Source organism: Pseudomonas sp. GW460-LB5 (genome assembly GCF_059423245.1).
Genome location: NZ_JBWKXT010000022.1, coordinates 37,583 through 51,408, shown reverse-complemented (window position 1 = coordinate 51,408; position 13,826 = coordinate 37,583). Strand labels below are relative to the sequence as shown.

At 63.3% G+C, this 13,826-nt stretch carries 10 protein-coding genes and 2 pseudogenes; 11 read left to right on the top strand and 1 reads right to left on the bottom strand.

What is annotated here, in order from left to right:
- Positions 1-2: 2 nt before the first annotated feature.
- On the bottom strand, positions 3-1,316 hold the full coding sequence (locus AC07XM_RS15180) for an L-fuconate dehydratase (RefSeq protein ID WP_102689207.1): 1,314 nt from the start codon (positions 1,314-1,316) through the stop codon (positions 3-5).
- 101 nt (positions 1,317-1,417) lie between these two features.
- Here AC07XM_RS15180 and AC07XM_RS15175 point away from each other — a divergent pair, with 101 nt between their 5' ends.
- The 11 genes and pseudogenes from AC07XM_RS15175 to AC07XM_RS15125 all read left to right on the top strand — a co-directional run bounded on the left by AC07XM_RS15175 (position 1,418) and on the right by AC07XM_RS15125 (position 13,826).
- Positions 1,418-2,365 carry a LysR substrate-binding domain-containing protein gene (locus AC07XM_RS15175; protein WP_102689208.1) on the top strand — a complete coding sequence of 316 codons (948 nt, stop codon included), beginning with the start codon at positions 1,418-1,420 and terminating at the stop codon, positions 2,363-2,365.
- Between the two features lie 34 nt (positions 2,366-2,399).
- Positions 2,400-3,377 (top strand): LysR family transcriptional regulator, encoded by a 978-nt coding sequence (locus AC07XM_RS15170; RefSeq protein ID WP_102689209.1) that lies wholly within the window; start codon positions 2,400-2,402, stop codon positions 3,375-3,377.
- Positions 3,378-3,581: 204 nt separating this feature from the next.
- On the top strand, positions 3,582-5,123 hold the full coding sequence (locus tag AC07XM_RS15165; RefSeq protein WP_016486433.1) for a UxaA family hydrolase: 1,542 nt from the start codon (positions 3,582-3,584) through the stop codon (positions 5,121-5,123).
- Between the two features lie 35 nt (positions 5,124-5,158).
- Positions 5,159-5,572, top strand: a pseudogene (locus AC07XM_RS15160) (Ldh family oxidoreductase); the annotation flags it as partial.
- Between the two features lie 109 nt (positions 5,573-5,681).
- Positions 5,682-6,899, top strand: a complete 1,218-nt coding sequence (locus tag AC07XM_RS15155; protein ID WP_016486435.1) for a fumarylacetoacetate hydrolase family protein — start codon at positions 5,682-5,684, stop codon at positions 6,897-6,899.
- Positions 6,900-7,016: 117 nt separating this feature from the next.
- Positions 7,017-7,160 (top strand): annotated as a pseudogene (locus tag AC07XM_RS15150) (MFS transporter); the annotation flags it as partial.
- Positions 7,161-7,276: 116 nt separating this feature from the next.
- Entirely contained in the window at positions 7,277-8,926 is a 1,650-nt protein-coding gene (locus AC07XM_RS15145; RefSeq protein ID WP_102689210.1) for a VRR-NUC domain-containing protein, read from the top strand.
- The gene (locus tag AC07XM_RS15140; protein WP_102689211.1) at positions 8,923-11,226 is read left to right on the top strand and encodes an ATP-dependent DNA helicase; all 2,304 of its coding nucleotides are present in this window, start codon (positions 8,923-8,925) and stop codon (positions 11,224-11,226) included. Before AC07XM_RS15145 ends, AC07XM_RS15140 begins: the two co-directional genes overlap by 4 nt.
- Positions 11,227-11,399: 173 nt before the next feature.
- Positions 11,400-12,314 carry a site-specific integrase gene (locus tag AC07XM_RS15135; protein ID WP_016486438.1) on the top strand — a complete coding sequence of 305 codons (915 nt, stop codon included), beginning with the start codon at positions 11,400-11,402 and terminating at the stop codon, positions 12,312-12,314.
- Positions 12,315-12,680: 366 nt separating this feature from the next.
- Positions 12,681-13,514: an urease accessory protein UreD gene (locus AC07XM_RS15130; RefSeq protein WP_023047955.1), complete on the top strand. Its 834-nt coding sequence runs from the start codon at positions 12,681-12,683 to the stop codon at positions 13,512-13,514.
- A gap of 9 nt (positions 13,515-13,523) precedes the next feature.
- A complete protein-coding gene (locus tag AC07XM_RS15125; protein WP_016486440.1) occupies positions 13,524-13,826 on the top strand; it encodes an urease subunit gamma in 303 nt (100 codons plus the stop codon).

Sequence of the window (13,826 nt, the reverse complement as noted above, 5' to 3'; positions counted from 1 at the left end):
GTTCAGGAACGGTTGATATCGAGCCACACCGCGCCGTTGGGGTACTGGTAGCGCTCCAGGGTCTCGGCATGCATTTCGATGCTGTAGCCCGGGCGTTGCGGTGGCATGTAGCGCCCACGGCGGATCACCACCGGGTCGATGAAGTGCTCATGCAGGTGATCGACGTACTCCAGCACCCGATTGTGCAGCGAAGCAGACACTGCGATGTAGTCGAACAGGGCGATGTTCTGCACATATTCGCACAGCCCGACACCGCCGCCGTGCGGGCACACCGGCACGTCGTACTTGGCCGCCATCAGCAGCACGATCAGCACTTCGTTCAGGCCACCCAGGCGGGCGGCATCCAGCTGGCAGAAATCCAGCGCACCGGCCTGGAACATCTGCTTGAACATGACCCGGTTATGGCAATGCTCACCGGTGGCCACACCGATCGGCGCGATGCGCTGGCGAATGGTGGCGTGGCCGAGAATGTCGTCCGGGCTGGTCGGCTCTTCGATCCACAGCGGTTCGAAGGCGGCCAGGCGGCGCATGTTGGCGACTGACTCCTCCACGCCCCACACCTGGTTGGCATCCATCATCAGGGTGCGTTCCCAACCGATTTCGTCGCGCAGGATGCTGGCGCGGCGTATGTCTTCTTCCAGGTCGGCGCCGATCTTCTGCTTGATGTGGGTCCAGCCATCCTCCACGGCCTCACGGGCCAGTTTGCGCATTTTTTCTTCGCTGTAACCCAACCAGCCTGGCGCGGTGGTATAGCCGGGGTAGCCTTCGCGCAGCATCTGCGCCTCTCGTTGGGCCTTACCCGGTGCCTGGCGGCGCAGCAGGGCAATGGCTTCCTCGGGGGTGAGCACGTCTGTGACGTAGCTGAAGTCCAGGCAGCCCACCAACTGTTCAGGCGTCATGTCCGCCAGCAGTTTCCACACCGGTTTACCTTCGTGCTTGGCCCACAGGTCCCACACCGCGTTGATGATGGCCGCAGTGGCCAGGTGGATCACGCCTTTCTCAGGGCCTAGCCAGCGCAGTTGGCTGTCGCTGACGGTAAAGCGGTGCCAGAAACCGCCCATGTCGGCGGTGATTTCTTCGAGGCTGAGGCCGACGATCAGGGGTGCCAGCGACTGCACCGCTGCTGCGCAGATCTCGTTGCCGCGGCCGATGGTGAACGTCAGGCCGTGGCCCTCAAGGGCCTCGGCGTCGGTGTGCAGCACCACGTAGGCTGCCGAATAGTCGGGGGCGCTGTTCATGGCGTCGGAGCCGTCCAGCGACAGCGAGGTCGGAAAACGGATGTCGCGAACGCTCAGGTGGGTAATACGTATGCTCATGGTCGACTCTTGTTCTGCTCAAGCGCTGGGAGACCTGACTGTAGGTTGTCGAGCGATACAGGCATAATCGCCAATTCTTAATCAGCGATACCGGATTCGATATGTCTCGCTTGCCACTCGACCCCATCCAGGCGCCACCCAGCCTCGGCGCATTGAAGATCTCCAGCCGCCAGATCACGCTGCTGAATGCCCTGGGCGAGTTCGGCAACCTGCGCCGTGCCGCCGCCGCGATGCACACCACGCAACCGGCGGCGAGTCTGTTGCTGCAGCAGCTTGAGGAACGCCTTGGCGTGCGTTTGTTCGAGCGCTTGCCGCGGGGTATGCAAGCAACGCTTTATGGCGAGGTGATGATCCGCTATGCGCAGAACGCGTTACATGAGTTCGAGCATGCCCAGGCACAAATCGCCGAACTGGCGCGCGGGGCCTCGGGCCTGGTGCGGGTGGGCAGCGTCATGGGCCCGGTGCCCGGCGTTCTGACCAAGGCGGTACTGGCCTACAAGCGCGACCATCCCAAGGTGCGCATTTCGCTGGAAGTGGGCACCAGCGATACCTTGCTGCCGGCGTTGTTGCGCGGCGACTTCGACATGGTGGTAGGCCGCCTGCCAGACCAGAGCGACAGCCAGGACCTGAATATCGAACTGTTTGAAGGCGGTGAGCAGATGCGCGTGATTGCCCGCGCTGGGCACCCTCTGGCGGCGGCGGCCGGGTTGCAATTGGCCGATCTGGTGGCCCTGACCTGGATACTGCATCCTATCGGCAGCCCGATGCGCCGCCGCGTTGAAAGTGCGCTGCAGGCCGGGGGCATGGTGCAGTCACTGGACATCGTTGAAACCGCTTCGATCCTGGCGACCACGGCCATGCTCGAAGCCTCCGAAATGATTGCGGTGGTACCCAATGACGTGGCAGAGCATTATGCCCGCTATGGCATGGTTGCCATCCTGCCGGTAGAGCTGCCGCTGACCATGGCCAACCTGGGCGTGCTGACCCTGCGCTCGCGGCCCAACTCGGTTGCCCTGGATACCTTGCTGCGCTACCTGCGGGCGCAATAACCCTGCCTTTTCACCTGCCAGAGGCCTGCCGCCGATGTCGTCGGACATGACCCACTCCAGCTTTTGCAACTGGATCCGCTACAAGCACCTGGTGCTGATCGACACCCTGGCGCGTACCCGCAACATGCACGCAACCGCCACGCGCATGAACCTCAGCCAGCCGGCCTTGAGCAAGATGCTGCGCGACCTCGAAGAGCAGTTCGGCTTCGCTTTGTTCGAGCGCCTGCCACGCAGTATGCCGCCCACCGAGCTGGGTGAATATGTGGTGCGCTATGCCCAGGGGGCGCTGGCCGAATCGCAGCAATTCGTCGACCAGGTCAACCGCCTGCGCAACGGCGGGCACGGTTTTATCCGCGTCGGCGGCATCTTCGCCGCCACTGCACTGGTCCTGCCGCAGGCCATCGCTGCGATCAAGGCGCGCAGCCCGCTGTTGTCGATTGAAGTGGTAGAGCATTCCAGTGATCACCTGCTGACCATGCTCGAGCAGAACAAGCTCGACATCATGATTGGCCGCTTCACCGAAGAGCGCTTCAGCCAGTTGTTCGACTTCCAGCCTCTGGAGCCCGAACCGTTCAGCCTGGTGGTCAACAGCGAGCACCCGCTTAACCAGCTGGAAAGCCCGCCACTGGCGGCGTTGGGCGACTGGCCGTGGGTGTTGTACCCGGTGGGCACGCCGATTCGCAACCGCCTGGAGCAGGCCTTCCGGGTGGCGGGTATCGCCACGCCGGCTGACAGCGTCGAGACCATCTCCATGCCGATGTTCCTGCAGTTACTGCAGTCGGCTCCGATGATTGCCATGTTGCCGCGCTCGATGGTTGCCGCGCAGCTGGCCAGCGGGCAGTTCAGGGAGTTGCGCAGCCCCTTGCACGTACCCGCCCTGGAGTATGGCGTGGTTACCCGCAAGGATGAACCGCTGAGCGCCTCGGCCCGGGCGTTTGTCGAGATTTTGCTGGAGGGCGCCAGGCAGCGGCAAAAGGAAGGTACGGCTGCAACCGCCTCGGGCAAGGCCTGATGGTTCAGGCGCTCCCACAGGGTGTGTGCAGGCCTGAGTAATTGGAGGCAGGCTTTTAGACGATCAGGGATCACCGCCCGATTACAACTTCCGATAACCTTTGGTTATCGCTTGATCGGATCATCTCATTGGGAATGCTGCCCAAGGCTTCTTACAGTGGCAACAGCCATAACAAGAAGCTCGCTGCACTACCTGAGAGGTCCCATGCAACTGATTGCCAAGTCCGGTGACCTTGCCGTCATCCGCCTCAACCCGCTGGACAATGTGCTCATCGCCCGCCAGGCCTTGCCGCAAGGCCTGCATCTGGATGCCGAGGCGATTACCGTGCGTCAGCCGATTCCTTCGGGCCACAAACTCGCGACCGAACGCGTGGAGCAGGGCCAGCCGCTACGCCGCTACGGGCAGATTATCGGTTTTGCTTCGCAGGCCATTGATGCCGGCGACCACGTGCATGTGCACAACGTACAGATGGGTGATTTTGCTCGCGACTATGCCTTTGGTGTCGACACGCGCAGCTTGCCGGGTAGCGAAGCAGTGTTCCAGGGCATCGTGCGCGCCGATGGGCGTGTTGCCACCCGTAATTACATCGGCATTCTCACCTCGGTGAACTGCTCGGCGACCGTGGCCCGGGCTGTGGCCGACCACTTCCGCCGTGACATTCACCCCGAGGTGCTGGCCGACTACCCGAACATCGACGGCGTGGTCGCCTTGACCCACGGTGCCGGTTGCGCAGTGGACCCCAGCGGGGAAGCCCTTGGCCTGCTGCGCCGTACCCTGGGCGGGTACGCCGTGCACCCCAACTTTGCTGCGGTACTGATCATTGGCCTGGGCTGCGAAACCAACCAGATCGAAAGCCTGCTGGAAACCCAGGGGCTGCAAGCCAGTGCGCAGCTGCGTGCCTTCACCATCCAGGGCATCGGCGGCACGTCGAAAACCATCGCTGCCGGTATCGAGCAGGTCCGCAGCCTGCTGGCCGAGGCCAACCATGTCCAGCGCCAACCGGTCAGCGCACGGCACCTGGTGGTCGGCCTGCAATGTGGCGGCTCCGATGGCTACTCCGGCATTACCGCCAACCCGGCACTGGGCAACGCGGTCGACCGTCTGGTGGCGGCCGGTGGTACGGCGATCCTGTCCGAAACCCCGGAAATCTACGGCGCCGAGCACTTGCTGACCCGCCGCGCGGTCACCCGTGAGGTCGGCGAAAAGCTGGTGGCGCGCATCCGCTGGTGGGAAGACTACTGCCAGCGCATGAACGCCGAGCTGAACAACAACCCTTCAGCCGGCAACAAGGCCGGGGGCCTGACCACCATCCTCGAAAAGTCGCTGGGCGCAGTGGCCAAGGCGGGCTCCAGCAACCTGGTCGATGTGTACCAGTACGCCGAAGCTGTGCGTGCCCAAGGCCTGGTGTTCATGGATACCCCCGGTTACGACCCGGTCTCGGCCACCGGCCAGGTGGCCGGCGGGGCTAACCTGATCGCCTTCACCACCGGGCGCGGCTCGGCTTACGGCTGTGCTCCGGCGCCGTCGATCAAGCTGGCAACCAACAACCGGGTGTTCGAACACCAGCAAGAGGACATGGACGTCAACTGCGGCGGCATTGCCGACGGCTCCACCACTATCGAGGAGCGTGGTGCGTACATTTTCGAACAGATGTTGCGCATTGCTTCCGGGGAACGCAGCAAGAGCGAACAGCACGGGTATGGGCAGAACGAGTTCGTGCCCTGGCAGATCGGTGCAGTGACCTGATTGACCGCTTCTGTTCCGCCTACGAGATGACACCCATGACTCAAGCCACACATTTCAACGTGCAAGCGCTCACCACCTTTGTCGAGCAACTGTTCGAAAAGGCCGGCGCCGATGCCGAAGTCGCCCAGGTGGTGACCCAGGTACTGCTCGAGGGTGAACTGCTCGGGCACCGCACCCACGGCCTGAACCTGGTCAGCCGCTACATCGGCGGCATGCTGGAAGGAACGGTCAAGGCCCGTGCGCAGGCACTGGAACAGGTGTCGCACAGTGACGTCTCCAGCGTGTTCGATGGCCACTACCTGCTGGGGCCTTACTGCGTCAGCCGTGCGCTGGATTGTGCGGCAAAGGGGGCGACTGCGCAGGGCATCGGTATTGCGGTGGTGCGCCGTGCTTCGCACATCGGCTGCCTGGCCGCCTATCTCAAGCCCTATACCGACCGGGGCCTGGTGGGGAACAGGGCATGACCCTCTCGCCTGAACTGCTGGCGGACCTCGACCGCCTGGCCGGCCAACTGCAACTGCCGGCACTCTCCCAATAATGCACACCAAGGGTACTCAGATGACTGATCGATCGAACGCCAATCAACCGCTGTCGCTGAACCAGAACGCCAGTGTCTTCGAGAGCGGGAGCTGGGTAGGGCGGGTCTGGCTGGCGGACCAGGGCCCGGCGGTGGTGCTGGTGAAAGCAGGCGCCGTCTACGATATCAGCAGCCACGTGGCGACTGTTTCGGCCCTGCTGGAAGTGACCGACCCGGTGGCCTATCTGCGCGCCTTGCCGCTGGCCGAGCCACTGGTTGCGCTATCGGTGTTGCTGGACAACAGCGATCCGAGCCAGCGCGACCCCAGTCAGCCATGGCTGCTGGCACCCATCGACCTGCAGGCGGTGAAGGCCGCAGGCGTGACCTTTGCGACCAGCTTGCTGGAACGTGTGGTCGAAGAGCAGGCCAAGGGCGACCCGGCCAAGGCCGATGCAATCCGTGACACCTTGGTCAGCCGCATCGGCGCTGACCTGTCGCAGATCGTGCCCGGCTCCGCCCAGGCCGAAGCGCTACGCAAAGTGCTGGTGGAGCAGGGCCTGTGGTCGCAATACCTGGAGGTGGGCATCGGCCCGGATGCCGAAGTGTTCACCAAGGCCCAGCCGCTGTCGGCGGTTGGCCACGGTGCCGCTATCGGCATCCACCCCAAGTCCAGCTGGAACAACCCAGAGCCGGAAGTGGTGCTGGCGGTGTCCAGTGATGGCCGCATCAAGGGCGCGATGCTTGGCAACGACGTCAACCTGCGCGACTTCGAAGGGCGTAGCGCCTTGCTGCTGTCCAAGGCCAAGGACAACAACGCCTCTACCGCCCTGGGCCCGCTGCTGCGCCTGTTTGACGAAAGCTTCGGCCTTGACGATGTGCGCAACGCCGAAGTGGACCTGCGTGTTGAAGGCGAAGACGGCTTCATCCTGTCTGGCCGCAGTTCCATGCGCCAGATCAGCCGCGACCCGCAAGACCTGGTGCAGCAAACCCTCAACGAAAACCATCAGTACCCCGACGGCATGGTGCTGTTCCTGGGCACCCTGTTCGCCCCCAAGCAGGACCGTGACCAGCCAGGCAATGGCTTTACTCACAAGCCGGGCGACGTGGTGACCATCAGCAACCCGCAACTGGGCACGCTGTGCAACCGGGTGACCACCAGCGACCAGGCACCGCAGTGGGCGTTTGGCCTGCGCGCGTTGATCGACAACCTTGGCCGGCGTGGCCTGCTGGAGGTCGCAGCCACCGCCCGCCAGCCCTGAACAACACGCTGCGCCAGGGAGGGGCGCAGCACCCTCGATGGATCGCCAAGGCGCTGACAGCGCGGCAACAATAATAATAAAAGGTCGACACATGAACCCTATGAAGAAGTACCAGCGCAGTACTCGGGTTCGTTCACCACGGCGTTCATGATCAGCGCGGGGGTGGCACTGTGCTCGGCGGTGGCGTACTTCCTGCGGCTGCAGGCGCCGATTGGCAGTGCCAAGGACGCGGCAGGGGAGAGGGTCCCGGCAACCAAGTAACCCGGAAACGTCACGTAATCCCTGTAGGAGCGTCAATGGACTGACCCACGGCTCTTGTCAGGCATGTTTATCTGTATGTATAAACAGTGCCTGATACCGCAATCTGACTTCAGCCCGTGATCGCCCATTCTGTCGACGACCCTTTCTATTACCTGCACAACTTCCGCCAGGTAGTGCTGTGGGTCGAACAACGCTACCAGGACCTGCTCGATGAGCAGGAACTGGCTTTCATCCGTGCCTTCAGCCAACTGCAGGCGCCAGCCCAGGCCTTGATGGTGCGCATGGTCATGCGCAAAGGCGAGTTGTTTCGCAGCGACCGGCTCGACTACGCCGAAATCGGCGACAGCGCGCTGGCGCTGCAGCCGTTGCAGGTTCTTGGCTGGGTGCGGGAACCCGAGCAACTGGAACTGGAGCAGCTGTTTGCCTTGCTGCGCAAGGAGGAGCTGGCCCGCTGCTTCGCCCGGCAACTGAGCCGCCCGCGGGCCGCCAAGCATGAGTTGTTGGCACAGCTGCAGCCTTTGGAGCTGGCGGCCCGATCACTGCTCGAGTGGTTCCCGGACAGCGAGGTGCGCATTCTCCAGTGGTGCTTGCAGCCCCTGTGCGACCGTATCCGGTTGTTGTTCTTTGGCAACCTTTACCAGGACTGGTCAGATTTCGTCCTGGCCGACCTTGGCCTGTTGCGCTACGAGCAAGTACCGTTCAGCACAGATTCCCGCGCCTTGCAGCAACGTGACGATATCGACCTGGCCATGGCTTTGCATCAGTGCGCCGAGCGCCTGGAGCAGGGCGGCGATCCAGTGCCGATCCTGGCGACTCTACAAGGCCTGCACAGCGAGAACCCTTGGTTGGCCAGGCGCCATGCGCGCCTGCAATTCGCCTTGGGCCAACAATGCGAGCGTCTGGGGGAGTGGGACCTGGCCATGGCCGTGTATGCGCAGTGCAACCATGCCCAGGCGCGCATTCGCCAGGTGCGTGTACTTGAGCGCACCGAACAGTGGCCCCATGCCCACGCGCTGGCACTGCAACTTGCTGCGGCACCAGCCAATGCACTGGAGGTGCAAGCACTCGAGCGCATGCTGCCACGCTTGGCGCGTAAGCTCGGCGGCCCGCCACAGCGGCGCCAGCGGGCCACGCCGCTGGAGCTGATCGAGCTCGAACTGCCCCGCGAGCACGCTGCGCTGGGTGTGGAGGAAGCCGTGCGACAACACCTGGCACAAGAAGGCGGCCAGGTGCATTACGTGGAGAACACGTTGCTCAACAGCCTGTTTGGCCTGTTGTGCTGGGAGGCTATCTTTGCGCCGGTGCCCGGCGCGTTTTTCAACCCGTTCCAGGCGGCGCCACAGGACCTGCATGACAGTGACTTCCAGCAACGGCGCAGTGCGCTGTTCGATTTTTGTCTGGGCCGGCTGGACGATGGCAGCCATCGCCAGGCGATACTCGACTGCTACAGGGGCAAGCAGGGCCTGCAGTCGCCGTTCGTGTTCTGGTCCATGCTCAGCGAGCAACTGCTGGAGCAGGCCCTGGCTTGCCTTCCGGCAGCCCAGCTGAAACAGTGCTTTCTGCGCCTGTTGCAGGATATTCGCAGCAACCGCGCGGGCATGCCCGACCTGATTCAGTTCTGGCCAGAGCAGGGCCGTTACCGCATGGTCGAGGTCAAGGGGCCCGGTGACCGCCTGCAGGACAACCAGTTGCGCTGGCTGGAATTCTGCAGGCAACACGGTCTGCCCGTTGCGGTGTGCCATGTGCGTTGGCGCGAAGCGCCATGAGCTACAGCATTGCGGTGCGTGCTCTGTGCGAGTTCAGCGCCAAGGTTGGCGACCTGGACCTGCGTTTCACGCCGTCGCCCAGCGCTCAGGAAGGCATCGAAGGGCATCAGCGGGTAGTGGCACGGAGGGCTGCGGGCTACGAGTCGGAAATCACCCTTGAAGGCCAATTCGAAACCCTCAAGGTGCGGGGCCGCGCCGACGGTTACGACCCTGGCAGCAACCGCCTGGAAGAGATCAAGACGCACCGTGGCGACTTGGCGCGTCAACCCGCCAATCACCGTCAGTTGCACTGGGCACAGGCCAAGGTCTATGGCTGGTTGATGTGCCAGGCACGACAACTGTCCGCCATTGAGGTGGCGCTGGTGTACCTGGACGTGGACAGCGATGAGCAGACACTGTTCAGTGAACACTATGAGTCCGCTGAATTGCGGGCCTTCTTCGAAACCCAGTGCCAGCGCTTTCTAGGCTGGGCCCAATTCCAGCAACGACGCCTGGCCGAACGTGACCAAGGCCTTCAGGCGCTGCGCTTCCCCTACCCACAGTTTCGCCAGGGCCAGCGGCAGCTGGCCGAAACCTTGTACAAGGCGGTAAGCACCGGGCGTTGCCTGATGGCCCAGGCCAGCACCGGCATTGGCAAGACCCTTGGTACGTTGTTCCCGCTGCTGAAAGCCATGGTGCCGCAGCAGCTGGACAAGCTGTTCTTTCTCACCGCCAAGACGCCGGGCCGGGCGCTGGCCCTCGATGCCATGCGTCAGATCACTGATGCTGCGCCACAACCTGCTTTGCGCACACTGGAGTTGATTGCCCGCGACAAGGCCTGCGAGTACCTGGACAAAGCCTGTCATGGCGAGTCCTGCCCATTGGCCGCTGGCTTCTACGACCGCTTGCCGGCAGCGCGTGAGGCCGCCGCAACACTGCCGTTGCTCGACCGTGCCAACCTGCGCGAAGTGGCCTTGGCGCACCAGGTTTGCCCGTATTACCTGGGGCAGGAGATGGCGCGCTGGGTCGACGTGCTGGTCGCCGACTACAACTACTACTTTGATGCGCATGCCTTGCTGTTCGGCCTGACCCAGCTCAACCAGTGGCGCGTTGCGGTGCTGGTGGACGAAGCGCATAACCTGGTTGAGCGTGGTCGTGGCATGTACAGCGCCAGCCTTGACCAAGGGCAGCTGCTGGCCCTGCGTCAGCGCAAACCGCCCGGGCTGGTCAGCGCCCTTGACCGCCTGAACCGGCAGTGGAATGCGCTGTACAAAGAACAGCGTGCGCCGTACCAGGCCAGCGAGTCGCTGCCCGACGGGTTGTTGCGCGCCTTGCAGCAGTGCATCGGCCAGATTCAGGAGCAGATGAATCAGATGCCCGCGCACATGGACCCGCAGGTATTGCAGTTTTTCTATCAGGCCTTGCAGTTCAGCCGGGTTGCCGAGCTGTTCGATGAACACTTCCTGTTCGACATCAGCCAGCGCCAGGGCCCGCGCAAGCGCCGGCTGGCTACCCTGTGCCTGCGCAATGTCACCCCGGCGCGCCTGTTGGCCCCACGCATGCTGGCGGCACGCAGTGTGACGCTGTTTTCCGCCACGTTGAGCCCGCGGCATTTCTACAGCGACTTGCTGGGTATGCCGGCCGATACCGCCTGGCTGGAAGTGGCTGCGCCGTTTCGCGCAGAGCAGCTGGAGGTACGGATTGCCAGCCAGGTGTCCACCCGCTACCAGCAGCGGCAAGCCTCTCTGGTACCGATCGTGGAGCTGATTGCCCAGCAGTATGAGCACATGCCGGGTAACTACCTGGCATTCTTCAGCAGCTTCGAATACCTGCAGCAGGTGGCCGACCTGTTGGCCGAGCGGCATGGGCAGATTCCCCTGTGGGCCCAGGCCCCGGGGATGGACGAGGCCGCCCGCCAGGCGTTTCTTGATCGATTTGTTGCCGACGGCCGGGGCGTTGGCTTTGCCGTATTGGGGGGGGCTTTCGGCGAAGGCGTGGATTTACCAGGTACGCGGCTGATCGGGGCGTTTGTCGCCACCCTGGGGTTGCCGCAGGTCAACCCGGTCAACGAGCAGTTCAAGCAACGCCTGGGTCGGCAATTTGGTGCGGGTTTTGACTACACCTATCTTTACCCGGGTGTGCGCAAAGTGATCCAGGCGGCTGGCCGGGTTATCCGTGGTGACCAGGACCGGGGCGTGCTGGTGCTGATAGATGAACGCTTCGCCCAGCCCCGGGTGCAGCAGATGTTTCCGGCATGGTGGCCCAAGGCTGCGCCGGCCAGCACGCCGGCTGATGACAAAAGCACGCTCCGATTGCGGTAAGATCACGAACCATGCCAGTTGCAAAGCCTTGTATATCAAGGTGATGGCACTTCACAGGGGCTTGATGGAATGCGCGCTTGGCATTCGTCAGGACTTGTTTTTATGTCGTTTCGACTTGCTTCAGGGTTTGCCAGTTTCACGACCGGCCGCCGCTTCGCTACAGGGTTCACGTTTTGTCCGATCTCCCCAAAAATCCGCTGCTGCAGTACATGGACCGCCTGGCCCCCTCCAGCCAGCAAACCATGCGCTACATCCTTCAGGACGCTGCCGACCGGCTTGGCTTTGTCGACTGCAATGTCGTCGACGTGCCTTGGCATCGGCTAGAGCCCGGCCATGTGATTGCCTTGGTGTCGGCCCTGCGTGCCGACGGTTATGCGCCAAACAGTTCGTCTTTGTATGTCAACGCTATTCGTGGGGTGATGAACGAGGCCTGGCGTCAGGGCCTGATCGACCATGAGCAGTTGCTGCGCATTCGTGAGGTCAAACCGGCCACCGGCAGCCGCCTGCCGCCAGGGCGCAACCTGCGCCGCAGCCTGATTCGCGAACTGATGGAGGTGTGCGCATCCGACCCTCGGCCGCAAGGCGTGCGCGACGCGGCGATCATCGCCTTGCTCTATGGCACCGGCATGCGCAAGTCAGAGTCGGTGGACATCGACCTGGCCCAGGTCGATTTCCAGGCGCGCAGCCTGCAGGTGGTGGGCAAGGGTAACCACCAACTGATCAAGTACGCCCCGCCATGGGCGTTCGAGAAGCTGCAGGCGTGGCTGGACTTGCGCCGTCAGGACCTGCCAGCAGGGGCAGAGGACGACCCGTTCCTGTTCAACCGCATCCGCCGCGGTAGCCACATCACCCGGGCGCGTATCACCAAGCATGCGATCTACTACATTGCCCGTCAGCGCGGTGCGCAAGTGGGGGTGAAAATCATGCCGCACGACTTCCGCCGGGCGTTCATCACCCGGGTGATCGAAGAGCATGACCTGTCGATTGCCCAGAAGCTGGCGCACCATGCCAATATCCAGACCACCGCCATTTATGACCGGCGTGACGACAACGAACGCCGGCGAGCCGTCGACCGCTTCGACTACTGAGTCCTTGTGTTTGCGGTCCATTCGCGGGACAAGCCCGCTCCCACAGGCTCCTCGCAGACCTTGAGTCCTGTGTAATACCTGTGGGAGCGGGCGCGCCCGTGAAGGGCTGAAAGCAGCCCTATTTGCACGGGTGTCGGCACTGAAACGGGGCCGACACGCGCCCCCGCTTTGTGCGCCATCTGCGCGCATGCCCGATGCCAGAGCGGCCACAGCTGAAGTTTCATCTGCCTTCACCTGCGGAGTTGGCCCGCAACCTGCTATATCCAGCCTGCGAATTTGATCGAGTGGTCAGGCCGCGCGCGCTAGCCATTGCCCGCGCCGGACCCTCTAAACGGCCAGCAGGCCACGGATTTCAGGGGCCGCAGGATGTCGCTCGCGGAGCAGATCGAACAACAACAAGACGATGCAGGCTGGAGTGCCCACCTGCAGTTGCGCTTTGTCAGGCGTGACGATGTGACCCGCCTTGGTGCGCGTCGGCATTTCGGACCTCTTTTGGTGCAGCGGCCCTTCTACCCGGAAGGTGCACCGTGCCATGTCTATGTGCTGCACCCGCCGGGTGGCATCGTCGCCGGCGACCGCCTTGATCTGGATATCCACCTGGAGCCCGACAGCCACGCGCTGCTGACCATGCCCGGTGCCAGTAAGTTCTACCGCAGCATCGGCCCGACCGCGCGGCTGACCCAGCGTTTTCAGCTGGCTGCAGGCAGCACACTGGAATGGTTGCCGCAGGACAGCATCTTCTTTTCTGGTGCCCGCGCCAGCCTCCACAGCCGCTTCACCCTCGAACCCGGGGCGCGCCTGCTGGCCTGGGAAACCCTGTGCCTGGGGCGCCCTGTCATGAACGAGCGTTTCGAGCAGGGCGCCCTGGACAGCTGTTTGCATATTGAACTACCCGACGACGTTGGCCTGCATGAACGCCTGCGTATCGAAGGCGGCCGCCTGGACAAGCTCGGTGGCCACCCGCTGCTCGCTACGTTCTGTGCAGCACCCGCCGACCAGGCGGTGCTGGAGCAGGTTCGCCCATTGCTCGATGAACTGGCCAACCCGGCCGGCGCGACCCTGTTGGGGTCGTTGCTGGTTATCCGTGTGCTTGACCATGACAACCAACACCTGCAACGCACCCTGCAACGCCTGTGGCATGTGCTGCGCCCGGCCGTCCTTGGCCTGCCAGCCTGCCCACCGCGTATCTGGGCTACCTGAGAGAGCGCCATGGAGCTTACCCCGAGAGAGAAAGACAAATTGCTGCTGTTCACGGCCGCATTGCTGGCAGAACGGCGCCTGGCCCGCGGCCTGAAGCTCAACTACCCGGAGGCCGTGGCGCTGATAAGTGCTGCCGTGCTCGAAGGCGCCCGCGATGGCCGCACCGTTGCCGAGCTGATGAGCCAAGGGCGCGAAGTGCTGACCCGCGAGCAGGTGATGCCCGGCATTGCCGAAATGCTCCACGACGTGCAGGTCGAAGCGACCTTCCCGGATGGCACCAAACTTGTGACCGTGCATGACCCCATCGTCTGA

What these genes read in the sequence shown, in the direction of transcription:
- AC07XM_RS15180 (WP_102689207.1), bottom strand. Translation starts at nt 1,316, where the DNA reads ATGAGCATACGTATTACCCACCTGAGCGTTCGCGACATCCGTTTTCCG.
- AC07XM_RS15175 (WP_102689208.1), top strand. Translation starts at nt 1,418, where the DNA reads ATGTCTCGCTTGCCACTCGACCCCATCCAGGCGCCACCCAGCCTCGGC.
- AC07XM_RS15170 (WP_102689209.1), top strand. Translation starts at nt 2,400, where the DNA reads ATGTCGTCGGACATGACCCACTCCAGCTTTTGCAACTGGATCCGCTAC.
- AC07XM_RS15165 (WP_016486433.1), top strand. Translation starts at nt 3,582, where the DNA reads ATGCAACTGATTGCCAAGTCCGGTGACCTTGCCGTCATCCGCCTCAAC.
- AC07XM_RS15155 (WP_016486435.1), top strand. Translation starts at nt 5,682, where the DNA reads ATGACTGATCGATCGAACGCCAATCAACCGCTGTCGCTGAACCAGAAC.
- AC07XM_RS15140 (WP_102689211.1), top strand. Translation starts at nt 8,923, where the DNA reads ATGAGCTACAGCATTGCGGTGCGTGCTCTGTGCGAGTTCAGCGCCAAG.
- AC07XM_RS15130 (WP_023047955.1), top strand. Translation starts at nt 12,681, where the DNA reads ATGTCGCTCGCGGAGCAGATCGAACAACAACAAGACGATGCAGGCTGG.
- AC07XM_RS15125 (WP_016486440.1), top strand. Translation starts at nt 13,524, where the DNA reads ATGGAGCTTACCCCGAGAGAGAAAGACAAATTGCTGCTGTTCACGGCC.